The sequence below is a fragment of the Chromobacterium sp. Panama genome (assembly GCF_003052555.1).
Lineage (GTDB): Bacteria > Pseudomonadota > Gammaproteobacteria > Burkholderiales > Chromobacteriaceae > Chromobacterium.
In genome coordinates, this window is the sequence record NZ_QARX01000001.1 from 2,656,242 (window position 1) to 2,680,544 (window position 24,303).

Below are 24,303 nucleotides of genomic sequence, written 5' to 3' on the forward strand. Positions count from 1 at the left end.
GTACATGAGCATTTTGAGCTTGTTTTTAACGCCGTATCGCTGAAGCGCAGCAGACTTTGAACAGGTTCTAAGGCGTCAGCGGCCAGGTATCGCTGCCCTTTCCATTGTCCTTCTTCGGCGCAGCGGCCGGTTTCGAGCCCGGCGTTCGTCCCGGACGCGGCCGGTCGAAGTATTTTTCCAGCAAGGCGTCCAGGATCGCGGAAGTCTCGGCATCCGGCGCGCCGTCGTAACGCGCAGGCCGGAAATGCATCTGAAAGGCCGCCACCACGTCCTGGCTCTCTTTGTCCAGCACGCCGGTTTGCGGCGCCTCGTAGCCGTAATCCAGCAAGCGTTTCTGCAGATCCCGCACGTCGCCGCGATAAGGCGCCCGGCGCAGGTAGAACTCGACCGCCTCGCGTTCCGGCCAGGCGCCGATATTGTAGTCGCGGTACAAGCGCTCCCAGGGGAACTTCGGCCCCGGGTCCACCTTGCGTCCCGGCGACACGTCGGAATGCCCCACCACCTTGTGCGGCGGAATCTGATGCCGCGCGATGATGTCCGCCGCCAGTTGCGCCACCACCGAGACCTGCGCCTCATCGAAGTCGAACCACTGCCGCCGCATCAAGGGCAGTTCGTCCTCTTCCGGAGACGGATAGCCCAGGTTCACGATCTCGATGCCGATGGAGCTGGAGTTGATCAGCCGGTCCCCTTGCCAGTAACTGCGCCCGGCATGCCAGGCCCTGCGCTCCTCCGGCACCAATTGGTACACTTTGTTGGACATGCCCAGCAATGCGGCATCCGGCACCAGGTAGTGCGCGCTGGCGCCGTGCTGGCCCTGGGTGAGCATTTCCAGCGCCAGGCCGTTGGGCACGGCAGTGTAATGGAAGACCAGATTGCGTACTCTGGAATCCTGGTTTTCGGACTGCAGACTGGCGTCCACCCGATAGCTTTTGGCCGTCCCGGCCGCGCTGGCGCAAGCGGAACTCAATGCGCTGGCCGCCAACGGCGCCAGCAGGGGCAAGGCCCCGCTCCAAGCCAAAATTCGTCTTCTACTGATCATTTTCCATTCAACCTTAGAGTCAAGCATGCGCGCGGACCTTTTCCCGGCGCACGCAGCAAAGGTAGAGTTTTTAAACTAATAAATAGTTCCAATTAAGATATTGGCATGATAAATGCCATTTAATTAACATGAAAATATCGTCGCTTGCCGCTCAAGCCTGAATCTAGGCTTGCCAGCCCTCCGATCCTGATTTAGATTGCGCTGCGATTCATGGGAAACGGGCATTGAGACTTTCTGCATTCAAATCCATCACCCGGCTGGCCCTGCTGCTGTTCATGCTCTGGCAGGCCTTGCCCTTGGCCAACGCCGCGGTTCACACCGACGGCGCCCTTGGCCGCGCCGGTCCATCCTATGCCCTCGGCCACGGCACGGCCGCGGCGCAAGCGGTCAGCGGCGGCCACGCTCACTGCGCCGCCGAGTTGGGCGGATGCGGAGAATGCCAGACCCTGCCCGGCATGAGCCCGGCCATGGCGACGCATGCGGCGAGGCCTGGCTGGCCCGACTTCATCGCCGCCCTTCCCTCGCCGCCGCCGCCCAATCCGCCGCGTCGGCCGCCTCGCGTCTGAGAGCCGGTTCAAAGCCGGCCGCGCGCCGCGGCGCCTTGCACGGCTGACGCCGCGTCGAAATGCTTATGCGCCGCTTGCGCGCTCAGCCATCGCCACGCCGGCCGGACTTTGAACCGACCCCAGGCCTTCCGCCTTCTTTATCTCGCAGACCCGCCGCGTTCGCCGCGGCGACGCGCCAGGCCGGCATCGGTCTGACTTTGCTTGGGACTACCACATATGAATGTAATCATCGGCTACCTCGTCGTGATCGGCATGATCTTCGGCGCCTTTCTGATCCACGGCGGCGCCATCGGCGCCATTCTCTCCGCGATGCCCACCGAGATGATGGCGATTCTGGGCGGCGCGTTGGGCGCCTTCATCGTCGCCAACCAGACCAAGAATCTGAAAGCGGTGGCGCGCGCGCTGCCCGCCGCGCTCAAGGGCTCGCGCCACAACAAGGCCCGCGCGCTGGACTTGCTGTGCCTGTTGTACGAACTGCAGGCCAAGGCGCGCAAGGAAGGGCTGATGGCGCTGGAAGCCGATGTCGACGCCCCCGGACAAAGCCCGGTCTTCAGCAAGTATCCGGCCATCGCTCAAGACCACCATGCGCTGAACTTCATCCGCGACTATCTGCGCATCATGGTCAGCGGCAATCTGAACGCCTTCGAAATCGAGAGCCTGATGGACGTGGAACTGGAAACCCACCACCAGGAGGGCATGGCGCCTATCGCCGCCATCCAGCGCCTGGGCGACGCCTTGCCGGCCTTCGGCATCGTCGCCGCCGTGCTAGGCGTGGTCAACACCATGGCCTCGGTCGGCGCGCCGCCGGCGGTGCTGGGCGGCATGATAGGTTCGGCGCTAGTGGGCACCTTCCTCGGCATCCTGCTGTCCTACGGCATGGTGTCGCCGCTGGGCGCGCTGCTGGAACAGAAGCTGGACGAGGACAGCAAGGAATTGCAATGCATCAAGACCGTGCTCTTGGCCGGCATGCAGGGCTATCCGCCGCCCAGCGCCATCGAGTTCGGCCGCAAAGTGCTGTTTTCCAGCGAACGCCCGGAATTCGAGGAAATGGAACAGCGCATCAAGAGCCTGCGCTGAACGGAATCAGGGCGGACGCGTCCACCCCCAACCCAAACTGGCCGCCAAGCCGCAGTTCCGCGCCCAGGCTCGCCGCCTCCCGCGCGGACAGGCTCAGGCTCAGCCGCCCCGCCTGCGCCGCCACTTCCACCCGGGCGCCGTCCGCCAGCCAGGTCAGCGACTCGATGCGCGCCGGCGGGTGCTGCGGCCCCAGCCGCAGCGCGTGGCCCGGCACCACCGCGTGCTCCAGCACGTTTTCATAGCCGATGAAGCGCGCCAGCCACGCATTCGCCGGCCTGGCCAACAGCTGCGGCGGCGTCTCGCATTGCACGATGCGCCCCTGGCGCAGCACCGCGGCGCGGCTCGCCATCGCAAACGCTTCCTCTCTGTCGTGCGTGACCAGAATGGCCGGTATGCCGGACTCCGCCAGCAACTGCGCGAACTCCCCTTGCAACTGACCGCGCAAATGCGCGTCCAGGCTGGAGAACGGCTCGTCCAGCAGCAAGAGCCGCGGACGCGTCACCATCGCGCGCGCCAGCGCCACCCGCTGTTGCTCGCCGCCGGACAAGGTCCAGACCTTGCGCCCTTGATCACCGCCCAGACCCAAACGCTCCAGCATCGCCGCGGCGGCGGCGGCGGCCTGGGCGCGGGACGATCCCCTCTCGATCAGACCGAACATCACATTGCCAAGCACGTCCAGATGCGGAAACAAGGCGAAATCCTGGAACATCAGCGCGAAGCCGCGCCGCTCCGGCGGCAGCCGGCTGATGTCCTCGCCGTTGAAACGAACCGCGCCGCCGTCCAGCGGCAGCAGGCCGGCGATGATTTTGAGCAAGCTGCTCTTGCCGCAGCCGGACGGTCCCAGCAGAGCCAGGGTCTCCCCGGCGGCCACCTCCAGCGACACGCCGTCCGCCGCCACCCGCGCGCCGAAGCGCTTTTCAATTCCTATGAGCTCAAGCACGCCCGTCTCCTTTTCCCGGTTCCCCCGGTCTGGCCGCGCCGCTTTCAATCACGGCGAAAGCCAGCGTCGCCAACACCATCAGCAGGCCGGACAACAGCATCGCCGCATCCGCGTTGGCCTGGCCCGGCCGGCCCAGCTTCTGATAAATCAAGGTGGTCAGGGTCAACCACTCCGGCCGTGACAGGAATAAGGTCACCGCGAACTCCCCCACCGCAGTGGCAGCCGCGAAGGCCAGCCCGCGCCGCAGCGCCGGCTGCAACAAGGGCCAGATCACCCGTCGGAACAGCCGCCAGGGCGAGGCCCCCAGGGAGCGCGCCGCCTGCGCCAGATGTTCCGGCATGCCGTCCAGCGCCGCGCCGGCGGCTTTGGCGACGAAGGGATAGGCCAGCAAGACGTAGGCCGCCAACAGCATGGCCAAATCCGCGCTCCAGCTCGGATAGAGCAGCAGCAGGCCAAACGCCACGCAGACCGGCGACACCACGAAAGGCAGAAAGGCCAGGGCCCGCAACCACAGCCAGCGCCCGGCGGCCAACGCGTGGCACAGGCCCAGCAAGCCGGACAGCAATACGGTCAGCAAGGTGAAACGCGCCGAGTTGAACAAGGCCAGCCGCAATTCCTCGTCCCACAGTCCGGCCAGGCCGTCGAGCGCGGACAGCGCTTTCCACAGCACCGCCAGCAAGGGCAAGCCGGCGAAGATCAACAGGATGGCGAGGGCCGCCGTCAGCCAGGCGCGGTCTGTCCAGGTCCGCGCGGGCGCGGGGAGCAGCGGCTCGCAGCGCGCCGGCACGCCCAAACGCGCCTCCAGCCAGGCGTAGACCGCGGCGACGCCGCCGGCCACCAGCAGGCTCAGCAAGGCCAGCGCGCCGGCGTCGGCCAGATTCAGCTCATACGCCACCAGCGTGTAAATCTCGACTTCCACCGTGGCGTAACGCTGGCCGCCCAGCAACAAGGCCAGACCGAAGCCGGAGAAACAGTAGAGGAAAACCAGGCATAGATTAGGCAACAGCCAGGGCAGCGCCGCCGGCCATTCCACGCGCCAGAACGCGCGCCAACGCCCGGCGCCCAGGCTGCGGGCCGCGGCCAGCCGGCTGGCCGGCACCTGGGCGAAGCCATCGGCGGCGGCGCGGATCACCAGCGGCAGATTGAAGAACAGATTGCCGTACAGCAGCAACCAGGGCGAATCCTGCAGGTTCAGCCCGCTCAAACCCTGAGGGCCGAACAGCGCCAACACGCCGACGCCGGCGACCAGGGTGGGCATCACGAAGGGCAGCATCAGCAGACGCAGCGCCAGGCCGCGCCCGGCGAAGCGGAAGCGAGCCAGCGCCCACGCCGCCGGCACGCCGAGCAGCAAGGCCAGCGCGCAGGTCGCCGCACCCTGCAGCAGCGACCACATCATGCGCCAGCGCAGATAGGAATCGCTCAGCAAACCGAAGGACAGCGGCTCCCCGCCCTCCTTCAACAGCCGCGCCAACGGCGAAATAGACATCGCCAGCAAAAACAGCAAGGGAGGCGCCGCCAGCAACAGGCGGCTCCGACGGCTCAACATCAAAACGGCGTTCCCTTCAACGGCCAGCGGGCGGTCAACACATCCTCCACCCCGTCTTCATCCTCGCTTTGCCCCGCCTTGGCGAAGCCCAGATCCGCGGCCAAACATTGCGAAGGCAGATTGTCCGGCGCGATGGACAGCACCAGCCGCGGCGCGCCGGCCAGGGCCGCCCAGGCCCCCATCGCCAGCACCGCTTCTCGGGCATAGCCCTGGCGACGATAAGCCGGGTAAATCGTGTAACCCAATTCCACGTCGCCGTAGTCGCCCAGATAAGGATGGCCGGGCAAGGAGTGGAAGTTGACGTGGCCGACCATCGTCAGATCGTCGCGGCGCAGCAAGGCGCGCACCGACCAGGGCGCGTAGTCGGGCTGGCGCTCGATGTCGTCCAGCCGCATGCTCATCAAGTCCTGCTCGTCCAACCATTCCGCCGCCAGCGGCGCGCCCAGCAGCTCGGCCGCCGTTTCCGGCTGACCGGCCAGGCACAGCCACAGCGTCTGCGGGTCCAGATGGCGCAGCAACAGCCGCGGCGTTTCGATGTCCGGAATCATTGCCCGCCCTTCAACACCACTCGGGTCCAGCGCGCCACCCATTGGCGGGAATGTTCGGCGATCGCCTTGCTGTCCGGCGTGTCGTGCGCGGCCGGCTGCTCCGCGAAACGATAGACCGGGTCCAAGCTCACCTTGTCCATCACCGGATACATCCACATGGTGGTGGTCACGTCCTTCTGCACCGCTTCGGAGCGCAGGAAGGCGATGAATTTCTCGCCCAGCGCCGCCTCCTTGCCGCCCTTGACCAGGGCCGCGCCCTCCACCTGGCGGAACACGCCGCCTTTCAAGGGCAGATTGCCGGTGGGCGCGTCGTTCAGTTTCTGTTTGCTGTAGAACACCTCGGCGGCCGGACTGGTCGCGTAGCTGACCACCAGCGGACGGCTGCCGCCGTTCTTGGAGAAATCGGTGTAGTAGGATTCGCTCCAACCCTTGCTGACCTTCAGCCCGTTGTCGCGCAAGCGGCCCCAGAAGGCGAAGGCCTTGTCCTCGCCCATGGCGGCGATGGTGGACAACATGAAAGCCAGGCCCGGGCTGGACGTGGCCGGATTTTGCACCACCAGCAGGTTCTTGTAGGCCGGCTTGCTCAAATCCTCCAGCGTCTTGGGCAGCGCCAGCTGGCGCTGGGCGAACCAGGCCTTGTCGTAATTGAGGGTGACGTAGCCGTAGTCTATGCTCACCGCGCCGGGCAAGGCGGCCTTGCCGCCCTGGGCCAGCGCCGCCGGCACCGGAGCCAGCACGCCGGCCTGCTGCGCCTTGCCGATCAGGCTGTTGTCGATGCCGAACACCACGTCGGCGATGGGATTGGCCTTGGTCAGAATCAGCTTGTTCAGCATCTCGCCGGCGTCCCCGGCCTTGATGATGGAGACCTTGGCGCCGTTCTGCTTTTCGAACTCGGCCAGCAAGGGCTTGGACACGGTGAAAGAACTGTGCGACAGCACCCGCAGCTCGGCCGCCGACGCGGCCAGGCTGGACGCCGCCAGCGCAACGGCTATCAAAGAGGAAAAGCGCTTCATGGATATCTCCGTACACGATAGTCCGGAGCAAGCGGAATGCGGGCCCTGGCCCGCGCATCACGCTCCCTCCGCTGGCATGACCCAGATCAGGTTGCAGGGTATTTTCTCAGCCCGCGTCGCGGGCACCCCTGGTGACAGCGCGCCAGTATACCGCAGCGGCCGCCGGCTGGCAGCCAACAATCCTTAACAGAGTGGGCCCGCGCCTTAACACGCCGATGACAAGCGCCTTCTAAGCTGAATGCATGCTTACGCCCGCTCCGGGCGCGTTTGGAGACCATGCTTGAACCCCATGCCCACCCTTGGCCGGCCGCCGACTAGAGCGGCCGAGGCCATCCGCTTCACCGCAAAAACCGCGCTGGGGCTCCTGCTGGCCGTGCTCAGCCTGCCCGCGCTGGCCCAGGCCGGCATCGGCGTCGCCGGCGCGCGCCATTTGCTGTCCCGCACCGGCTTCGGCGCCAACCCGGCGCAAATCGCCGTGTACGCGCCGCTGAGCCGCGAAGCCGCGGTGGATCGGTTGCTGGCCAATAGCCAGGCCAACGCCGCCACGCCGCCGCCGTCCTGGGTCGACGAAGCCTTCGAGCGGCCGGGGCAGCCCAATTTAGACGAAGAGGCGAAAAAGGCGCTGCAAAAGCTGCGCGCCGAGCACGCGGTGGAATTGCGCGGCTGGTGGCTGAACGAGATGCGCTACACCTCGTCGCCGCTCAGCGAAAAAATGACCCTGTTCTGGCACAACCACTTCGTCTCCGCGCTGGACAAGGTGCGCTCGCCCCAACTGATGTATCGGCAAAACGTCTTGCTGCGCCAGTACGCGCTGGGCAACTTCGGCGCCATGCTGCACGCCGTCGCCCACGATCCGGCGATGATGCGCTATCTGGACACCGCCAATAACCGCAAGGGCCAGCCGAACGAGAACTTCGCGCGCGAGGTGATGGAGCTGTTCACCCTGGGCGAAGGCCATTACAGCGAACAGGATATCCGTGAAGCCGCGCGCGCCTTCACCGGCTGGGGGCTGGATCGCGACGAGCGCTTCGTCAACCGTCCGCGCTTGCACGACGACGGCGACAAGCTCGTCTTCGGCCAGCGGGGCGACTTCAACGGCGACGATGTCTTGGACCTGCTGCTGCGACAGCCGGCCACCGCCGAGTTCATCGCCGCCAAGCTGTGGAAGGCCTTCGTCTCGCCCAAGCCGGATCCGGCCGCCGTCAAGCGGCTGGCCGCCGGCTTCCGCAACAGCCGCTACGAAATCAAGCCCTTGCTGCGCGCGCTGCTGTTAAGCCCGCAGTTCTGGAGCAGCCAGGGCCAGTTGGTGAAATCGCCGCTGGAGCTGACCATAGGCACCCTGGTCACCTTCGACCTGAACCCGCCGGACTGGCGCGCGCTGGCCGGGCTCAACCGTCAGTTGGGTCAGGACGTGTTCGCGCCGCCCAACGTCAAAGGCTGGCCGGGCGGCGAGGCCTGGATCAACAGCGCCACCTTGCTCAGCCGCAAACAGTTCCTGGACCGCATCGCCCGCGACGCCGCGCCTGCGCGCAACGCCTTTGCGCTGCCGGACGGCGGCATGGACGAAATGAAGGGACGCGAGGCGCGCATTAACCGGCTGGCGACCGCCGGCCTGCGTTCCATCAGGCTGCAGCCGGATGAATGGAGCGCTATCTACCAAATCCGCAGCGCTCAGGACGCCGCCAAACTCTTGCTGGCCTTGCCGCCGGCCAATCCCCTGCCCGAATCCGGCAGCGGCGCGCAAGCCATCGCCCCGCTGCTGCTGGACCCGGTTTATCAAGTTCACTGACGGAAACCCAGCCATGTTCCAGCGACGACAATTTCTCAAAGCCATGGCCGGCGGCCTGATGGTGTCCGTGCTGCCCAATCTGAGCTGGGCGCTGGCGCCGGCCGGCTATCAACGCCTGTTGGTGCTGATCGAACTCAAGGGCGGCAACGACGGCCTCAACACCGTGGTGCCCTACGCCAGCGCCGACTATTACCGGCTGCGCCCCGGCATCGCGATTCCCCGCGACCAAGTGCTGCCGCTGGACGAACGCCTGGGCCTGCACCCGGCCATGACCGGCCTGCGCCCGCTATGGCAGCAGCAGGAGCTGGCGGTCTTGCAGGGGGTGGGTTATCCCGATCCCAATCTGTCCCACTTCCGTTCCATCGAGATTTGGGAAACCGCGTCCAATAGCCAGCAATACCTGAGCGAGGGCTGGTTGACCCGATTATTCCGCGAGCAGCCGACGCCGCGCGGATTCGCCGCCGACGGCGTGGTGTTGTCCAGCCAGGCGCTGGGCCCGCTGGACGGCGGCGCCCGCGCGGTGGTGCTAAGCAATCCGCAAGACTTCGCGCGCCAGGCCAAACTGGCCGCGGACCAAGGCCATGCCGGCAGCGGCGCGCTGGGCCACATTCTCAAGGTGGAGGGCGACATCCGCCAGGCCGCCGCCGAACTGAGCCAAGCCGCCAAACCCGTGGCCGCGGCGGATTCGCCGATGGCCGCGCCCCGGCCGGCCGGAGCCTTCGCCCAGGCCGTCGCGACCCTGACCGACACCCTGTCCCGCGGCGTATCCATCGCCGTGGCCCGCATCACGCTCACCGGCTTCGACACCCACGGCAACCAGCCGCCCACCCAGGCGCGGCTGCTGGGAGAGCTGGCCGACGGCATCGCGCTATTGCGCACGCAATTGCAACAGCAGGGGCGCTGGGACGACACCCTGGTGCTCAGCTACGCCGAATTCGGCCGCCGCCCGCGCGAAAACGGCAACCGCGGCACCGACCACGGCACCGCCAACGTCCATTTCGCCGCCGGCGGGCGCGTGCGCGGCGGCCTGTATGGGCAAAGCCCGCAATTGGCCGGCGTCGACGACGGCAACCTGCCTTGCGCCATCGACTTCCGCCAGGTCTACGCCACCGCCATCCAGAGCTGGTGGGGCAAGGACGCCCACAATGTGCTGGGCGGCCGCTTCGCCCCCCTGCCCATTCTGAAGGCATGAAAAAAGCCGGCCCCTAGGGGCCGGCCGTCTACAGAGAACCACTCAGCGATTTACTTCCAGCTGGACGCCAACACCGGCTGCAAAGCCGCCTGATAGTTGTCCGGCAGGTTGACCTGGCCAGCGGCCGGCGGATTGAAGGCCGCCATCGCATTGACCAGCGCCTGCACCTGACTGGCCGCCAGGGCCTTGCCGTCGCCGGACTGGAGGGTCTCGATCTGGTTCGCGGCATTGCCGAACCAGTTGTTAATCGACACCTTGTCCTCAGTGCCGATCACGCTGACCTCCAGGCTGGCGCCCTGACGCTTGAACCACAACTGGTCGGCATTGACGCCTTGGCCGAACTTCAACACATCCTGGCCGCCGGAGTCGGTGATGCCGTCCTGGCCATCGCCGCGCTCGAACTGATAGGTGTCGTTGCCGTTGCCGCCCTCAAGCACGTCGTTGCCGCGGCCGCCGACCAACAGATCGTTGCCCTCGCCGCCGTACAAGGCGTCATGGCCGCCGTTGCCAACCAGCCAATCGTCAAGCGCGCCGCCGCGCAGGGTATCGCCCAGCTCGGTGCCCAACAAGGGCACGCCCTGCTTCATCAACTGATCGGCGGTCCACTTCGTGCCGGAAGCGAAGGTGATCTGTTCGATCCAGTACACCCGATCGCACTCCGCCAACAGTATTGAAAGCAGTACCCGGATTCGGGCGTTTAGCTCAGTTGGTAGAGCGTCTGCCTTACAAGCAGAATGTCGGCGGTTCGACTCCGTCAACGCCCACCAAAGTTTCGGTTGGAGTGGTAGTTCAGTTGGTTAGAATACCGGCCTGTCACGCCGGGGGTCGCGGGTTCGAGTCCCGTCCACTCCGCCAACAGCATTGCATAGCAGCATCCGGAAACGGAGCAACAGTTTCGGGCGGTTAGTCTCAGTTGGTAGAGCACTGCCTTCACACGGCAGGGGTCGCTGGTTCGAGTCCAGTACCGCCCACCATTTGCTGGAGTGGTAGTTCAGTTGGTTAGAATACCGGCCTGTCACGCCGGGGGTCGCGGGTTCGAGTCCCGTCCACTCCGCCAAGCATTGCAAAAAAGCAGCCTTTAGGCTGCTTTTTTGCATTTTGCGTCGCATATTTCAAGCAAGCATTCGCATATCGCCCAACTTAGGACAAACAACTACCATTCTATTGCTTATCAGCTTGCAATGCGTCTGGGCTGCGGTGATACTTTTGGTTGACTTTCTGCATTCCATATAAAGAGATTCAACTATGCGCAATTTAATCCTGGCGGCTGGCTGCTTCGCCAGCACACTGGCCCTGGCGGGCGATCCCGCCGACAAGGCCATCTGGGAATATACGGTCAAAAACGGCGACAATCTGTGGTCGCTGGCGGCCGAGCATCTGTCGTCTCCCGCTTATGTGCCGAAGCTGCAAGCCAGAAATCGCATCGCCAACCCCTATCGGCTGATCCCCGGCAGCATCCTGCGGGTCCCCTACCCCTGGATCCGGCAGGCGCAATCCGACGCCACCCTGGAGGACATGGCCGGCGAATCCGCCGCGGCCGACGCCAAGGGCAAGCCGCTGGATCTGGCGGTGGGCAAGAAATACCCCAAAGGCACCCGCTTCACGACCGGCAACGACGCCATGATCAAATTGCGCTTCGTCGACGGCTCCTCGCTGGTGATCAACGCCAATACCGATCTGAGCCTGCAAACCCAGGTCTATTACCCCAGCACCGGGGCGATCCAGTCCCAAATCAAGCTGAACAACGGCAGCACCGGCAATTCGGTGATTCCCAACATCCTGATGCCCAGCCGCTACGAGATCCGCACCCCGTCGGCGGTCACCACCGTGCGCGGCACGGAATTCCGCGTCAACGCCGCCGGCGGCGAAGACACCTTGGCGGAAGTGCTCAAAGGCAGCGTGGAGGTCAAGGGCCGTCGCAGCAAGGTGGACGTGCCCGCCGGTTTCGGCACCTTGTCCAGCCGTAAAAGCGGGCCAAGCAAGCCGGAAGAACTGCCGCCGCCGCCGGACCTGTCCACCGTGGCGGACAATAGCCAGTTCAACCCGCCGCCGCTGGAGTGGCAGCGCGACGAACGCGCCGCTTCCTACCGCGTGACCTTGAGCGGCAAGAAGCGCCTGGCCGAGCGCCAGTTGCAGGCGCCGCGTTACTATCCGCGCCTGCCGGGCAACGGCGACTACGTGCTGCACGTCCGCGCCAAGAACCGCTCCGGCCTGGAAGGCTACGACAGCACGCGCAGCTTCAAGCTGCAAGCCTACCCGCTGCCGCCGCTGTTGTTCACCCATGCGGACGGCGTCCAGCTGCGCGGCAAATCCCTGACCTTGCGGGTGGACGCCAGCGCGGAACGCCCGCTGCGGCTGCAGATTTCGCGTCAGCCGGATTTCGCCCAGCCGCTGCTGGAACAGAGCGTGGCCGAGGCCGAGTTCAAAACCGAGTTGCCGGAATCCGGCGTCTGGTACTGGAGGCTGGCGCGGCTGGACGCGCAAGGCCGGCCGGGTCCTTTCTCCGCCGCGCAAAAAGTGGAGACCAAGGGCTGGCTCAGCCGCCTGGACAAAACCACCCCGGTGCTGGCGGCCCGCCCCTATCCCGTCGCCCGCGCGCGCTACACCCTGACGCTGACCGCGGCCCAGGCCGCCAACGCGCAGCCGTTTTCGCTGAGCAGCGATAAGCCGCAATGGGAGCTGAAAGCGCTGGAAGCCTTGCCGGCCGGGCAATACAAGGCAAGCGTCAAGATCGAGGGAGAACACGGCTACTTGGCGACGGAAGAGCAAGAAATGCTCACTCTTCCCGGAAAACTTCCCTAGAATGGCAACATGCTAACTTACTATCGCGACAAGATTCTGCGCTTGTTGCCTTTTTTGCTGGCCTTGCTGGCGGCTCTGCTGACCCTCTCCGGCCTGTTGCTGCGGCTGGACTTCTGGCTGTACGACGGGCTGATCCGGATCAAGTCCAACCATAACCAGACCAGCGACATCGTCGTCGTCGCGGTGGACGAGCGCAGCCTGTCGGAGCTGGGCCGCTGGCCCTGGCCGCGCGAATTCCACGCCCAGCTGGTGGACAAGCTGGCGCAGGCCAAGGCCGTGGGCCTGGACATCGTGTTGGCCGAGCCCTCGCACAATATGCCGGAGTCGGATCAGGCGCTGGCGGACGCCATCCGCCGCAACGGCAAAGTCATCAGCCCGGTGTTTCCGGAAATGCAGGACAACCGCCTGACCGAGACCCGGCCCCTGCCCGCCATCGCCGCCGCCAGCGCCGGCCTGGGGCACACCGACTACGAATTGGACAGCGACGGCGTGATCCGCCGCGTCTATCTGAAAGCGGGCCTGGGCTCGCCCCACCACCCCAATTTCGCGCAGGCGGTGCTGGATCTGGCCAATGGCCAGCGCCAGTCCGAACAGCAGAAAATGGCGATGCCGCACGGCAAGCCGGGCAGCTGGCTGCGCGAAGACCCAGTGATGGTGCCCTATCTGTCCGGCCCGCCGCCGTTCCAGCAAGTGTCCTATATCGACGCGCTCAATCAGCTGCCTCCCGCCTTCTTCGCCGGCAAGATCGTACTGGTGGGCGCCACCGCCACCGGCCTGGGCGATATCCACGCCACGCCGCTGTCGGCCAACAACCGCGGCATGCCCGGCGTGGAAATCAACGCCTTCCTGCTTCATGGGCTGCAACAGGACAACACGCCGGTGCCGCTGCCGCTGGGCTGGAAAGCCGTCATCAACGCGCTGGCCATCTTGCTGCTGGACCTGCTGCTCAGCCGCTACAAGCACCGCCAGGGCATTCTGCCGGCCTATCTGCTGGCCTCCTGTGGCGTGCTGGTGCTCAGCGTCCTGCTGCTGACGCTGGCCTCGGTGTTCTGGAGCGGCGTCACCACCGCCATCCTGCTATGGCTGGCCGGCAGCGTCCGCTTCGTGTCGCGGCAATCCAAGCTTTTGCTGCAGGCCAATACCGACGGCCTCACCGGGCTTTACAACCGCCGGCACTTCGACGAAATCCTGGCGCCGACGCTGGACAAGCACCGCGCCGCCGGCAAGACGCTGGCGCTGCTGATCCTGGACGTGGACAACTTCAAAGGCTACAACGACCACTACGGCCATTACGCCGGCGATCTGATCCTGCAAAGGCTGGCGCAAGAGCTGAACGCCTACTTCAGCCCCCGTCGCCACATCGTGGCGCGGCTGGGCGGCGAAGAGTTCGGCGTGCTGCTGGAAGAATGCGGGCAGGACCAGGCGGTGGCCGCGGCGGAAGGCTTCCGCGCCCGGCTGGAAGAACTGGAGCTGGCGCATTTGAAGAGCCCCTTGCGCAAAGTCACCTGCAGCATAGGCGTCGCCGCCAGGGTGCCGGAAACGGACGACAACGGCCGCACCTTCTACGAAGACGCCGACAGCGCGCTCTACATCGCCAAGCGCTCGGGCCGCAACGCGGTCAGCCCCGCCCCCGCCACCTTGACGCCTCAACACCAGCGCTGACCCCGCTCCGACGGCCTCGCCCCGCCATGCCCGCGGCCTATGCGCCCTCCTAGAATACGTAACGGCCGGACAGGTACAACATCCTCCCCCATAAATCGGTGGCGGGGCCGGAGTAAGCGGCCGCCCCGCCGCTGAAGCCGGCCCCGGTGGCGTAACTGGGCATCCGGTTGCCCAGATTGCGTATGCCGCCGCTGACGCTGAAGCCCTTGCTCGGCTTCAGACCGACACTGAGATCCAGCGCGGTGTAGGACCCCACCCTCTCCTTCACGTCCCCGGCATTGCGGTACAGCTGGGAGTACAGGTTCTTGAAAGACGCGTAGCTGCGCGCCGTCAGCCCCACAGAATAGCCGCCCCGGCTGTAACTCACTTCAAAGACGTTTTTCCAGCGCGGCTGCGCGCCGTAGTCGGCGTACTCCAGCATCGGATCGGTCTCGGTCTGCGATTCCCGGTAGCTGAAGATGCGGCTTTGCGCGTTGCGGAACTTGAGCTTGCCGTAAGCGCCCAGCGACCAGTCGTACTGCACATCGATGTCGACGCCGGAAGTCCGGGTCTTGCCGATATTCATGTACGGCGCGGAAATGTAGTCGATGTCCCCCCTTACGCCGGGAAGATCAGCGGGCTTGCGCACCACGAAGCCGGGAAAACGGTCCGGATTGTCCAGCACGTATTGCGGGTCCAGCGACTGCACGGTGTTGGACACCTCGATCCGGTACCAGTCCACGGTGGCCGACAGCGCCGGAGTCGGCTGCAGCACCAGGCCCAGCGCGTAGTTCCGCGACTCCTCCGGATTCAGCCCCGCGTTGCCGCCGCTGCGCAGCTGATTGCTGGCCAGGCCGCAGCGTTCGCGGGCGATGCCGCGGTCGGCGCACTGCGCGTAGTCGTACACCGAAGTGTAGGCCTGGCGCGACGCGTACAGCTGAGGCAGCGTCGGCGCCTTGAAACCGGTGGTGACGGAGCCGCGCAGCATCGCCGGCTCCCAGGGGCGGAAGGAAAAAGCCAGCTTGGGGTTGAAGGTGTCGCCGAAATCGTTGTAGCGGTCGGCGCGCACCGCCAGCTGGACCTCCAGATTCTTCAACACCGGCAAATTGACTTCGCTGAAAGCGGACAGCACCGAGCGGCTGGCCCGCAGACTTTGCTGGACGGCGAAATTCATGATCTTGCCGGTTTGCAGCAGCGGGTCCGGCTGCGCGTCTATCGATTCATGCGACCACTGCAGACCGGCGGCGAAGCCGGCGGGGCCGGCCGGCAGCCTGAACCACTCATCATTGCTGGCCTTGAATTCAAACGCCGACAAACGCGACGAGGACGTGTTGGCGATGGTGGCCAGATACGGCCGCAGCGCGGCGGCGTCGTTCTGCTGCGAAAACGGGTTATAGAGCGGCCCGCCGTCGGCGCCGTTCCGCAACATGGCGAGGAAAGCGTCGTTCAACACCACATTGTTCTGCCTCGCTTCCACCTTGTTCAAACCCAGGTTCAGCGAGCTCTCCAGATCCCAGTCTCGCCACAAGGCGCGTCCGCCCAGCACCGCGCGATACGTGTCGCTGGTGATCTCGTTGAGCCGCCGGCCGTTCTCCGACAGATTGCGGGTGATTTGCAGATTGTCGGTGGGTTTGAAGTCCGGATACACCGACGCCAGGCCGCCGTCCCGCGGATAAATCGCCCAATTGGGCGACACAATGGTCTGCACAAAGGAATAAGCGCCGTCCAGCGGCGTCTCGGTGCGGTTCAGCCCCAGTTCGGCGAAGAACTCCGCGTCGCCGCTCAAACGCCGGGTGTAATGGGCCATCAAGCCGTAACGACTGGTGCGCGGCGCCAACTGAGCGCCCATCTCATCCACGTCGGACACGCACAACGCGGCTCCGCTGGGACGGGTGGTCAGCCGCCACGGCGGGCAGCCGGGCAAGGGCTTGGCCAGCGCGTTGCTTCTGTCGGCATTGGGCGTGCGGTCGTTCCAATAGCCCCATTGCGCGCCGCTGCGCAGATCCGGTCCGCCCTGAAAACGGTAATCGTTGCTGCGAGTGGCGTCGTGGTTGCGGCTGAACACCGGCTCGCGGTGGTAAACGTCGAAAGACAGCAGCAGGTTCTGGCCGTCCTGTTCCAGATCCCCGAAGCCGCCGCTCAGATTCAGCCCCTGCTCGATGCCGTCTCCATCCAGATTGCCGCCGCCGCGCAGCGCCGCCTCGGCGCCCCGGAAGTTGCGCCGGGTCTTGAAGTTGATCACGCCGGCCACCGCGTCGGAACCGTAAATGGCCGATGCGCCGTCCCGCAGAATCTCCACCGACTCAATCACCGACAGCGGCAAGGTGTTCAGATCGACAAAGGCGTCGGTGCCGCTGATGAACATCGCGTAATTGGGCAAGCGACGGCCGTTCAGCAAGACCAGCACGTACTTGGAGCTCATGCCGCGCAGGCCGGCGGTGGCCGCGCCGGCGGCAAAGCTGTTGGAGTTGGTGCCGGCCAGCAGGCTGCCCACCGACGGCAGCCGGTCCAGCAACTGGATCACGGTGGACGCGCCGGTCTTGTCGATATCCTCTTTCTTGATCACCTCCACCGCCAAAGCCTTTTCCTTGCCGATGCGCTTGATATTGGAGCCGGTCACCGTCACCCGCTCCAGCGGGACGGCCTCCTCCGCCCAAGCGCCCATGCCCAAGCCCATGCCCATGCCCGCCGCGGCAACCGCCAGATAGCTGCGTTTCATCTCCTTACCCCCTTGTAGTGCGCTCGCCGGTCGCGGCGCGCGCCCCTAAGCTGCCGCAGCGGGCGCTACAAAGAGATTGGCGGTAGTCGCCGGCCCCCTTCCCAAGGCCGGAAGACCACACATCCATTCAAAATCAACATCTTAAATAAATTTCAGTTGTGGCGATAAAAGCACAGGCGCGCCTGCCCGCCGCGCGGTTTCCGATGCCGGCATTATTATTTACATCTTAAGCATGCATTAAGATCATGGCCCAAAGAAAAAGGCCGCCCAAGGCGGCCTTCGCTGCGCGGCAATCCGGCGTCAGGCGGACTTGCGCGCCATCAACCAGCCGGCGAAGCCGATCACGCCGACGAAGAAGACCGCCACCCAGAACGGCATCGCCATCCCCAGGAAGGTCCACTCCACGGTGGCGCACTCGCCGCTGCCTTTGAACACCTTGGAAATCACCTCCGTCAACGGCGAGGACTCCATCAGGAACTCCAGGCCGGGACCGCAGGCCGGAACCTGGTCCGCCGGCAGATGTTGCAGCCACAATTGGCGCAGCGACACCGACAGGCCCGCCAAGGCGGCCAGAATCGTCAAACCGCCCCAGGCCCTGGCGCCGCAACGGCCTGGATTGACCAGCGCCGCCAGCAAGGCGATCACGCCCGCGGCGATCACGCCGATGCGCTGGAAAATGCACAGCGGGCACGGCTCCAGGCCCAGCTGGTATTGCGCGAACAATGCAAAACCCATCGCGCCGGCGCAGGCGGCGGCGATCAGCAGAAAACCTTGTCGGTTGCTCAAGCCCATATCTTCCTCAATGTTTGGCGGTATTACGTCATGGCGCATGATTGTGCCATACAACATGGAGGAGTCAGAACTGCCCCGCGGCTTAAAGTTCCAGAAAGCGGCGTATCGCCTCTTTCTGATGCAAGGCGTCCTTATAGCCCAGCGTGATCAGCTCGCGGGTGTAGCCCGGCTCAAACAATAGATAAGTGGCCAGGGCCGTGCCGCGGTGACGGGTGGCGCCGGTGCCCTTCAGCAGGAAGCGCAGCAAGGGCGGAAACAGCCGGGTGTGCTTGTAGGCGATGCCCTCCAGCGATTTGCTGGGGTTGAGCATGAAGATGTCCACCTTGCGCAACTGGGTCTGCCGCGCCAGGTCCTCATGGCTTTGCAGCAGCGACACGGTGTGATTGACCCGGGTCAGCCGTTCCATGTCCACCGACATGCTGTCTATGAACACGCTATTGAGCAGATGGCCGAAAATCTGCGCCGGCGACGGATAGAAACCACTGTGGCGGCGTTCTATGGTGTCCGGCCGCTTGCTGGCCAGGCCGACGACAAACAGCTTTTCCGCGCCCAGGTGCAAGGCCGGCGACAAGGGGGACAGCTGCCGCACCGCGCCGTCGCAGTAAAACTTCTCGCCCAGGCAGACCGAGGGGAAAATCAGCGGAATGGCCGAGGTGGCCATCATGTGTTCGATATTGATGCGTTCGCGCAGCCCCAGCCGCTGATAGCGCTCCCACTCCTCCAGGCTGTCCGCGCCCTGGAAAAAAGTGACCGACATCCCGGTGGTGTAGCAAGAAGCCGTCAGCGCCAGCGCCTTGAGCGCGCCGTGACGCACGGAATGGTCTATGCCCTCGAACACCATCACCTTGGTCAGCAGCTCGCGCAGCGGGGCGTTGTCCAGAAAGCTCTTGGGATTGCGCCACAGACGGCCGCCGGACAGGATGGACAGGCCGAAGTGCAGAAAAGTCTTCAGAAAATAGCCGGAACTGGCGTCGTAGACATCCTGGATGTGCAATTGCTTCCACATCTGCGCCAGCGTGGACACCGCCAGATGGAAATTACCGGCGCCGGAGGCCAGCGCCACCGCATTGATCGCCCCGGCGGACGTGCCGCAAATAATGGGAAAGGGATTGACGCGCGCGTCCGGCAGCAGCCGGGCAATTCCCAGCAACACCCCCACCTGGTAAGCCGCGCGCGCGCCGCCGCCCGACAAGACCAGCCCGATATCGGATTGCCTCCCCATCCCGCACCTCGCGTGGCTATATTGGCGGCGGATCGGCATGCCCGACGCCGCACGGCTTCTTGTTCTATTTAGGCATAGTCAAACGCCGCGGCCAGCGCCAACTTCGCGCGGAGGAAATCGGCCGTACAGGCTCAATAAGCAGCCGCCGTCTGCATGGCCCATAAATGCGCGCCCACCAGCGCGCGCCACGGCGCGAAGCCTTGCAGCCATTGCTCGGTTTCGCGCGGCGACACCGCCTCGGCCCGCTCCAGCAAGCGCTGCAGGCCGCGCCGAACCGCCACGTCCCCGTGCAAGGAGCCGTCCAGCCAGCCATAGCCGCGCAACAGCGCGTAGCTGACCGTCCACGGGCCGATGCCGGGCAAGGCCAGCAAGCGCGCGGCGATCTCCTCCGGCGCGCCGCCGTCCAGCCAGCCCTGCAAGGGCAAGCCGCCGTCGGCCGTCTGCCGGCTCAGTTCCAGCAAGGTCCGGGTCTTGGCGCGGGAGAAACCGGCCTGGCCCAGTTGGTCCGCCTCCAGCTCCGCCAATTGCTCCGGCGACGGATGGCACAGCAGACCGCCGCTGTGGCGCTTGCCGACCAACTGCATCAGCCGACGCCGCAGCGAGATGGCGGCGTGGACGCTGATCTGCTGACCGGTGACGGCCCAGACCAGCGCCTCGAACGGCGTGGTGGTCTGCGGCACGCGCAAGCCGGGACGCGCGGCGATCAGGCCGGCCAGCTGCGGATGGCCGCGATGCGCGCGCTCGAAATCCGCCACCGGCTGCGCCAAGCCCAGCATGCGGCGCGCCATGGCGGTCAAGGCCGCCGCGTCGCCGGCCTGCGGCGAAACGTCCGCGTCCAGCCCCACCCGCACCGCGTCCGCGGCGAACGTCATACTCAGACAGGCCGGCTCGCCGCGCCACAGCAAGCCCTTGCTCAGGCTCAGCGCCGTCACCCGCTCGGACAGCTCCTGAGCGTCGCGGCGGTGGAAGGCCATGAAGTCGTCCCGGCGAAAATCCGCGGGCAAAGACAGGGATAAAGACAGCGAAACGAAATCGGCCGGTTCAGCCATGGATCAGCGCGCCTTGCGAAAAGTCAGATTGATGCGGCGGCGCCCCAGCAAAGGATGTTCACCCTCCGCCACCGGCAGCACCCCGTGGAAACGCATGCGGTCCGGCCCGCCCCACACCAGCACGTCGCCGTGGCGCAACTCGATGCGGCCGGGACGCTCGGCGCGGCTAAGACCGCCGAACAGGAAGATCGCCGGCAAACCCAGCGACACGGATACGATGGGCGCGCCGAAATCGCGCTCGTCCTTGTCCTGATGCAAGGACATCTTGGCGCCCGGCGCATAGCAGTTGATCAGGCAGGCATCCGGCGCGAAATCCGGGAAGCCGGCCTCGGCGGCGGCCTGTTCGGCCAAGACGCGCAACAAGGCCGGCATCGCCGGCCACGGCTGGCCGCTGTCCGGATCGCGCTCGGCGTAGCGGTAGCCGCGCGCGTCGGATACCCAGCCGCAAGCGCCGCAGCTGGAAGTGGCCACCGACATCGCCCGCCCTCCCGGCGTCTGCATGCCGCGCGGCGGCGCTTGCCGCAGCACGGCTTCCACTTCCGCCAGCAGCGCCGCGTCGATGTCGCTGGCGCGGCGGTGCAATAAGGCGGCGCCGGGCGACAGGCGCTCCAGCCAGCCGCCCTCTTCCGGCGCGAACAGATCCGCCATCGCCGGCCTCAGAACCTGCTCAAAGTCTCGCGAGCAAGAGCGAGACAAGGCGAAAACCGCTGAGAAAGCGGAATGTACATACGGTACATGAGCATTTCGAAGCGGTACTCACCGTGCCAAGTTTCACGATGCGCAGCAGACATTGAACAGGTTCTCAGGCCTCGCCGGCCACCATCATGCTGCGCAACAGCACCGAGCCCATCTGCCGGCCGCCGCGCTCCAGCACGTCGTTGCCCACCGCGTCGATCTGCATGAACATCTCGCGCAGATTGCCGGCGATGGTGATTTCCTCCACCGGGTGCACGATCACGCCGCGCTCCACCCAGAAGCCGGCCGCGCCGCGCGAATAATCGCCGGTGACGGTGTTGACGCCCTGGCCCAGCAGCTCGGTCACCAGCAGGCCGGTGCCCATGGCCTGCAGCAACTCCTCCAAGCTTTCGCCGGTGGAATGCACGACCAGGTTATGCGCGCCGCCGGCGTTGCCGGTGGTCTGCATGCCCAGCTTGCGCGCCGAATAGCTGCCCAGCATATAACCCTGCAGCACGCCCTTGTCCACCAGACGGCGCGCCACCGTGGCCACGCCCTCGTTGTCGAAGGCACCGCTGGCCATGCCGCGCAGCAAGAAGGGATCTTCGTCCACGGTGATGTTGGCCGACATCACCGGCTTGCCCAGAGAATCCAGCAGGAAGGACGATTTGCGGTACAGGCTGCCGCCGCTGATGGCGGCCACCAGATGGCTGAGCAGCGAGGCAGCGATCGGCGCTTCGAACACCACCGGATACTGGCCGGTCTTCACCTTGCGCGCGCCCAGCCGCCGCGCCGCGCGCTGGCCGGCCTTGGCGCCGATGGCCTCCGGCGCGTCCAAGTCCTCACGCCGCCGCGCCGACGAATACCAGTAATCGCGCTGCATCGCGCCGCCGTCCTCGGCCACCACCGCCGCGGAAATGCTGTGGCGGCTGCTGGCGTAGCCGCCGATGAAGCCGTGGCTGTTGGCGTAGGCGAAATGGCTGGACTGCGAGGACGCGGTGCCGCCCTCGGAATTGCGGATGCGCGGATCGGCCGCCAACGCGGCGGCCTCGCAGGCTTTGGCCAGCTCGATGGCTTCCTCCACCGGCAGCGCCCACGGGTGGTACAAGCTGAGATCGGGAAACTCGGTGGCCATCAATTGGGAATCGGCCAGGCCGGCGCAAGGGTCCTCGGCGGTGTAGCGCGCGATGTCCCGCGCCGCGCGCACGGTGTCCGCCAAAGCCTCTTCGGAAAAATCGGAGGTGCTGGCGTGGCCTTTTTTCTGCCCCAGGTAGACGGTCACGCCCACGCCCTTGTCCTGGTTGTACTCGATGGTTTCCACCTCGGACAGGCGCACGCTCACCGTCTGGCCCAGGCCTTCGGAAACGTCGGCCTCGGCGGCGCTGGCGCCCTCGGCCTTGGCCAGTTCGATCACGCGGGAGGCGATGTCCTCCAGCGCGGCTTGGCTGAAACTGAATGTTTTGTCTGCCATAGTGTCTTTCGCAATGGTCGAAACGGCCGGAGGCCTTTTCCGGTATCATACCAGCCTTGAGAAAACCGATTGAGAATTGCCAACGATGACCCATTACCAGAACGACAGCCCGGACGACGGCTACGTCAGCAAATCCCAGCGCAAGCGCGATATGGATGCGCTGCAGGACCTGGGCCGCGAACTGGTGGAGCTGTCCAAGGACACGCTGAAAAAAATGCAGCTGCCGGAAGACTTGCTCACCGCTATTCTGGACTATAAACGCTTTACCGCGCACGGCGCGCTTCGCCGCCAGCTGCAATACATCGGCAAGCTGATGCGCGACGTGGACCCGGAACCGATCCAGCAATACCTGCAAATTCTCAAGGGCGAATCGTCCGAGCACATCGCCTGGCAGCACCTGCTGGAGCGCTGGCGCGAACGGCTGATGGAAGACGACAAGATGCTGGCCAACTTCGTCACCGACTTCCCGGCCGCCGATCCGCAACAGCTGCGCACGCTGATCCGCAACGCGCGCAAGGAAAAACAGGACAACAAACCACCCAAGTCCTTCCGCCTGCTCTATCAGGCCGTCAAGGACGTGATCCCCGAACCGGGCAAGCCACGCCTGCACCAGCAGGACCAAGAGGACGACGAGTGATGCTGAAAGTAGGCCTGGTCTCGATCTCCGACCGCGCCAGCAGCGGCGTGTACGAGGACAAGGGCATCCCGGCGCTGCGGGACTGGCTGGCCGCCGCGCTGGCCAGCCCCTTCGCCGTCGTCTCCCGGCTGATCCCGGACGAGCAGCCGCAAATCGAAGCCGCGCTCAAGGCGCTGGTGGACGAGGAAGGCTGCCAGCTGGTGCTGACCACCGGCGGCACCGGCCCGGCGGCGCGCGACGTCACGCCGGAAGCCACGCTGGCGGTGGCGGACCGCGAAATGCCCGGCTTCGGCGAGCAGATGCGCCAGATCAGCCTGCGCTTCGTGCCCACCGCCATCCTGTCCCGCCAGGTGGGCGCGATCCGCAAGCAGGCGCTGATCCTCAACCTGCCCGGCCAACCCAAGGCGATCAAGGAAACGCTGGAAGGCCTGCGCGGCGCCGACGGCCAGGTGGAAGTGCCCGGCATTTTCGCCGCCGTGCCCTATTGCATAGACTTGCTGGACGGCCCCTATATCGAAACCCATGAGACGGTGGTCAAGGCCTTCCGCCCCAAATCGGCGCAGAAAAAGCCGGACTGAGCCATGGCTTACCAGTCTCCCGCCTGGCTGCGCGGCGGCCACGCCCAAACCATCTGGCCGGCGCTGGCGATCAAGACCCGCCGCCCCGACTACCGCCGCGAACTGTGGGACACGCCGGACGGCGCACGCATCGCGCTGGACTTCGTGCCCGGACGGCCCGGCGCGCCGCTGGTGGTGCTGTTTCACGGCCTGGAAGGCAGCAGCGACAGCCACTACGCGCGCGCGCTGATGCAAGCGGTGCAGCGGCGCGGCTGGAACGGCGTGGTGCCGCATTTTCGCGGCTGCGGCGGCGTGGACAATCCCTTGCCGCGCGCCTATCACGCCGGCGACGGTGCCGAGGTGCGCTGGATTCTGAGCCGGCTGGCGCAACGCTTCCCCGTTTTGGCCGCCGCCGCGGTGTCCCTGGGCGGCAGCATGCTGCTCAACTATCTGGCGGACGAAGGCGCGCAGGCGCTGCCGCGCGCGGCGGCGGCGGTGTCCGCGCCGCTGGACCTGGTGGCGGCCAGCACCCGGCTGGACCGCGGCCTGGGCAAACTGCTGTACACCCGCATGTTCATGGGCACGCTCAAGCCCAAGGCCTTGGAATCGCTGCAGCGCCATCCCGGCCTGTTCGACGGCGGCAAGCTCAGCCGCGCGCGCACCTTCATCGAGTTCGACGACCTGGTCACCGCGCCCATCCACGGCTTCGGCACCGCGCTCAATTACTGGCGCAGCGCCAGCGCCAAACCGCGGCTGGGCCAGATCGCCCGCCCCACCCTAGTGCTGAACGCGCGCAACGACCCCTTCCTGCCGGAGCAGGCGCTGCCGCGCCAGACCGACGTGGCCGCCAGCGTCACCTTGGAGTTCCCCCGCCACGGCGGCCACGTTGGCTTCGCCTCCGGCGCCTTCCCCGGCACGCTGGACTGGCTGCCGTCACGCTTGCTGGAATTCTTCGAACCGCATCTGGATTGACTGCGCGGCGCTTTCTGCGCATCTTGACGGCATCCCACCCTCAAGCGAAAGCGCCG

At 65.8% G+C, this 24,303-nt stretch carries 21 protein-coding genes, 4 tRNA genes and 1 riboswitch; of the genes, 13 read left to right on the plus strand and 12 right to left on the minus strand.

Annotated features, from left to right (window positions below):
* Positions 1 to 67: 67 nt before the first annotated feature.
* Positions 68 to 1,000, minus strand: a complete 933-nt coding sequence (locus DB032_RS11895; protein WP_233246693.1) for an N-acetylmuramoyl-L-alanine amidase — start codon at positions 998 to 1,000, stop codon at positions 68 to 70.
* Between the two features lie 263 nt (positions 1,001 to 1,263).
* Here DB032_RS11895 and DB032_RS11900 point away from each other — a divergent pair, with 263 nt between their 5' ends.
* Both DB032_RS11900 and motA read left to right on the plus strand, forming a co-directional pair.
* Positions 1,264 to 1,605 carry a hypothetical protein gene (locus DB032_RS11900; protein WP_107799680.1) on the plus strand — a complete coding sequence of 114 codons (342 nt, stop codon included), beginning with the start codon at positions 1,264 to 1,266 and terminating at the stop codon, positions 1,603 to 1,605.
* Between the two features lie 216 nt (positions 1,606 to 1,821).
* On the plus strand, positions 1,822 to 2,682 hold the full coding sequence (motA, locus tag DB032_RS11905; RefSeq protein ID WP_107799681.1) for a flagellar motor stator protein MotA: 861 nt from the start codon (positions 1,822 to 1,824) through the stop codon (positions 2,680 to 2,682).
* Here motA and DB032_RS11910 read toward each other — a convergent pair.
* The 4 genes from DB032_RS11910 to DB032_RS11925 are packed head-to-tail and all read right to left on the minus strand — an operon-like array spanning position 2,666 to position 6,729.
* Positions 2,666 to 3,622 carry an ABC transporter ATP-binding protein gene (locus DB032_RS11910; RefSeq protein WP_107799682.1) on the minus strand — a complete coding sequence of 319 codons (957 nt, stop codon included), beginning with the start codon at positions 3,620 to 3,622 and terminating at the stop codon, positions 2,666 to 2,668. The genes motA and DB032_RS11910 overlap by 17 nt on opposite strands.
* Positions 3,615 to 5,168 carry an iron ABC transporter permease gene (locus DB032_RS11915; protein WP_107799683.1) on the minus strand — a complete coding sequence of 518 codons (1,554 nt, stop codon included), beginning with the start codon at positions 5,166 to 5,168 and terminating at the stop codon, positions 3,615 to 3,617. The genes DB032_RS11910 and DB032_RS11915 overlap by 8 nt, the downstream gene beginning before the upstream one ends.
* Positions 5,168 to 5,716 carry a GNAT family N-acetyltransferase gene (locus DB032_RS11920; protein WP_107799684.1) on the minus strand — a complete coding sequence of 183 codons (549 nt, stop codon included), beginning with the start codon at positions 5,714 to 5,716 and terminating at the stop codon, positions 5,168 to 5,170. The genes DB032_RS11915 and DB032_RS11920 overlap by 1 nt, the downstream gene beginning before the upstream one ends.
* Positions 5,713 to 6,729 (minus strand): thiamine ABC transporter substrate binding subunit, encoded by a 1,017-nt coding sequence (locus tag DB032_RS11925; protein ID WP_107799685.1) that lies wholly within the window; start codon positions 6,727 to 6,729, stop codon positions 5,713 to 5,715. Before DB032_RS11925 ends, DB032_RS11920 begins: the two co-directional genes overlap by 4 nt.
* A 45-nt stretch (positions 6,730 to 6,774) precedes the next feature.
* Positions 6,775 to 6,869, minus strand: a riboswitch (TPP riboswitch).
* A 149-nt stretch (positions 6,870 to 7,018) separates the two neighbouring features.
* On the opposite strand from DB032_RS11925, the gene DB032_RS11930 reads away from it, so the two are divergent.
* Together DB032_RS11930 and DB032_RS11935 are read left to right on the plus strand one after the other, a co-directional pair.
* The gene (locus DB032_RS11930) at positions 7,019 to 8,518 is read left to right on the plus strand and encodes a DUF1800 family protein (RefSeq protein ID WP_233246787.1); all 1,500 of its coding nucleotides are present in this window, start codon (positions 7,019 to 7,021) and stop codon (positions 8,516 to 8,518) included.
* 13 nt (positions 8,519 to 8,531) lie between these two features.
* Positions 8,532 to 9,710 carry a DUF1501 domain-containing protein gene (locus tag DB032_RS11935; RefSeq protein WP_107799687.1) on the plus strand — a complete coding sequence of 393 codons (1,179 nt, stop codon included), beginning with the start codon at positions 8,532 to 8,534 and terminating at the stop codon, positions 9,708 to 9,710.
* A gap of 50 nt (positions 9,711 to 9,760) precedes the next feature.
* Here DB032_RS11935 and DB032_RS11940 read toward each other — a convergent pair whose 3' ends face one another.
* Complete coding sequence (locus tag DB032_RS11940; RefSeq protein WP_158274296.1) at positions 9,761 to 10,357, minus strand: calcium-binding protein; 597 nt, start codon at positions 10,355 to 10,357, stop codon at positions 9,761 to 9,763.
* A 44-nt stretch (positions 10,358 to 10,401) separates the two neighbouring features.
* Between DB032_RS11940 and DB032_RS11945 the strand changes: the two genes are divergently transcribed.
* The 6 genes from DB032_RS11945 to DB032_RS11970 all read left to right on the plus strand — a co-directional run bounded on the left by DB032_RS11945 (position 10,402) and on the right by DB032_RS11970 (position 14,174).
* Positions 10,402 to 10,477 (plus strand) — tRNA-Val (locus DB032_RS11945).
* A gap of 11 nt (positions 10,478 to 10,488) precedes the next feature.
* Positions 10,489 to 10,565, plus strand: a tRNA-Asp gene (locus DB032_RS11950).
* Between the two features lie 42 nt (positions 10,566 to 10,607).
* Positions 10,608 to 10,684 (plus strand) — tRNA-Val (locus DB032_RS11955).
* A gap of 6 nt (positions 10,685 to 10,690) precedes the next feature.
* Positions 10,691 to 10,767, plus strand: a tRNA-Asp gene (locus DB032_RS11960).
* A 188-nt stretch (positions 10,768 to 10,955) separates the two neighbouring features.
* The gene (locus DB032_RS11965) at positions 10,956 to 12,512 is read left to right on the plus strand and encodes a FecR domain-containing protein (protein WP_107799689.1); all 1,557 of its coding nucleotides are present in this window, start codon (positions 10,956 to 10,958) and stop codon (positions 12,510 to 12,512) included.
* Positions 12,513 to 12,521: 9 nt separating this feature from the next.
* The gene (locus DB032_RS11970; RefSeq protein ID WP_107799690.1) at positions 12,522 to 14,174 is read left to right on the plus strand and encodes a CHASE2 domain-containing protein; all 1,653 of its coding nucleotides are present in this window, start codon (positions 12,522 to 12,524) and stop codon (positions 14,172 to 14,174) included.
* 49 nt (positions 14,175 to 14,223) lie between these two features.
* Here the strand turns inward: DB032_RS11970 and DB032_RS11975 are convergent, their stop codons facing one another.
* The 6 genes from DB032_RS11975 to pmbA form a co-directional block, all read right to left on the minus strand.
* Complete coding sequence (locus DB032_RS11975) at positions 14,224 to 16,872, minus strand: TonB-dependent siderophore receptor (RefSeq protein ID WP_107799691.1); 2,649 nt, start codon at positions 16,870 to 16,872, stop codon at positions 14,224 to 14,226.
* A gap of 300 nt (positions 16,873 to 17,172) precedes the next feature.
* A complete protein-coding gene (locus DB032_RS11980) occupies positions 17,173 to 17,664 on the minus strand; it encodes a disulfide bond formation protein B (protein WP_107799692.1) in 492 nt (163 codons plus the stop codon).
* 82 nt (positions 17,665 to 17,746) lie between these two features.
* Positions 17,747 to 18,886 (minus strand): patatin-like phospholipase family protein, encoded by a 1,140-nt coding sequence (locus DB032_RS11985; RefSeq protein WP_107799693.1) that lies wholly within the window; start codon positions 18,884 to 18,886, stop codon positions 17,747 to 17,749.
* A 131-nt stretch (positions 18,887 to 19,017) separates the two neighbouring features.
* Positions 19,018 to 19,935, minus strand: a complete 918-nt coding sequence (locus DB032_RS11990; protein ID WP_107799694.1) for a DNA-3-methyladenine glycosylase — start codon at positions 19,933 to 19,935, stop codon at positions 19,018 to 19,020.
* Between the two features lie 3 nt (positions 19,936 to 19,938).
* Positions 19,939 to 20,583, minus strand: coding sequence for a DNA oxidative demethylase AlkB (gene alkB, locus DB032_RS11995; RefSeq protein WP_107799695.1), 645 nt, complete (start codon positions 20,581 to 20,583; stop codon positions 19,939 to 19,941).
* A gap of 154 nt (positions 20,584 to 20,737) precedes the next feature.
* Positions 20,738 to 22,081 (minus strand): metalloprotease PmbA, encoded by a 1,344-nt coding sequence (pmbA, locus tag DB032_RS12000; RefSeq protein ID WP_107799696.1) that lies wholly within the window; start codon positions 22,079 to 22,081, stop codon positions 20,738 to 20,740.
* 85 nt (positions 22,082 to 22,166) lie between these two features.
* Here pmbA and yjgA point away from each other — a divergent pair, with 85 nt between their 5' ends.
* From yjgA to DB032_RS12015, 3 genes are read left to right on the plus strand one after another with little or no spacing between them, the layout of a single operon-like run.
* Entirely contained in the window at positions 22,167 to 22,718 is a 552-nt protein-coding gene (gene yjgA / locus DB032_RS12005; RefSeq protein ID WP_081545106.1) for a ribosome biogenesis factor YjgA, read from the plus strand.
* Entirely contained in the window at positions 22,718 to 23,296 is a 579-nt protein-coding gene (mog, locus tag DB032_RS12010) for a molybdopterin adenylyltransferase (RefSeq protein WP_107799697.1), read from the plus strand. The genes yjgA and mog overlap by 1 nt, the downstream gene beginning before the upstream one ends.
* 3 nt (positions 23,297 to 23,299) lie before the next feature.
* The gene (locus DB032_RS12015; protein ID WP_107799698.1) at positions 23,300 to 24,247 is read left to right on the plus strand and encodes a YheT family hydrolase; all 948 of its coding nucleotides are present in this window, start codon (positions 23,300 to 23,302) and stop codon (positions 24,245 to 24,247) included.
* The last annotated feature ends 56 nt before the right edge of the window (positions 24,248 to 24,303 follow it).

Bases quoted from the DNA above. Each gene is read 5' to 3' on its own strand.
- DB032_RS11990 (WP_107799694.1), bottom strand. From the start codon at position 19,935: ATGGCTGAACCGGCCGATTTCGTTTCGCTGTCTTTATCCCTGTCTTTG.
- DB032_RS11930 (WP_233246787.1), top strand. From the start codon at position 7,019: ATGCCCACCCTTGGCCGGCCGCCGACTAGAGCGGCCGAGGCCATCCGC.
- mog (WP_107799697.1), top strand. From the start codon at position 22,718: ATGCTGAAAGTAGGCCTGGTCTCGATCTCCGACCGCGCCAGCAGCGGC.
- yjgA (WP_081545106.1), top strand. From the start codon at position 22,167: ATGACCCATTACCAGAACGACAGCCCGGACGACGGCTACGTCAGCAAA.
- pmbA (WP_107799696.1), bottom strand. From the start codon at position 22,081: ATGGCAGACAAAACATTCAGTTTCAGCCAAGCCGCGCTGGAGGACATC.
- DB032_RS11980 (WP_107799692.1), bottom strand. From the start codon at position 17,664: ATGGGCTTGAGCAACCGACAAGGTTTTCTGCTGATCGCCGCCGCCTGC.
- DB032_RS11965 (WP_107799689.1), top strand. From the start codon at position 10,956: ATGCGCAATTTAATCCTGGCGGCTGGCTGCTTCGCCAGCACACTGGCC.
- DB032_RS12015 (WP_107799698.1), top strand. From the start codon at position 23,300: ATGGCTTACCAGTCTCCCGCCTGGCTGCGCGGCGGCCACGCCCAAACC.
- DB032_RS11970 (WP_107799690.1), top strand. From the start codon at position 12,522: ATGCTAACTTACTATCGCGACAAGATTCTGCGCTTGTTGCCTTTTTTG.
- DB032_RS11925 (WP_107799685.1), bottom strand. From the start codon at position 6,729: ATGAAGCGCTTTTCCTCTTTGATAGCCGTTGCGCTGGCGGCGTCCAGC.
- DB032_RS11915 (WP_107799683.1), bottom strand. From the start codon at position 5,168: ATGTTGAGCCGTCGGAGCCGCCTGTTGCTGGCGGCGCCTCCCTTGCTG.
- DB032_RS11975 (WP_107799691.1), bottom strand. From the start codon at position 16,872: ATGAAACGCAGCTATCTGGCGGTTGCCGCGGCGGGCATGGGCATGGGC.
- DB032_RS11920 (WP_107799684.1), bottom strand. From the start codon at position 5,716: ATGATTCCGGACATCGAAACGCCGCGGCTGTTGCTGCGCCATCTGGAC.
- alkB (WP_107799695.1), bottom strand. From the start codon at position 20,583: ATGGCGGATCTGTTCGCGCCGGAAGAGGGCGGCTGGCTGGAGCGCCTG.
- motA (WP_107799681.1), top strand. From the start codon at position 1,822: ATGAATGTAATCATCGGCTACCTCGTCGTGATCGGCATGATCTTCGGC.
- DB032_RS11985 (WP_107799693.1), bottom strand. From the start codon at position 18,886: ATGGGGAGGCAATCCGATATCGGGCTGGTCTTGTCGGGCGGCGGCGCG.
- DB032_RS11935 (WP_107799687.1), top strand. From the start codon at position 8,532: ATGTTCCAGCGACGACAATTTCTCAAAGCCATGGCCGGCGGCCTGATG.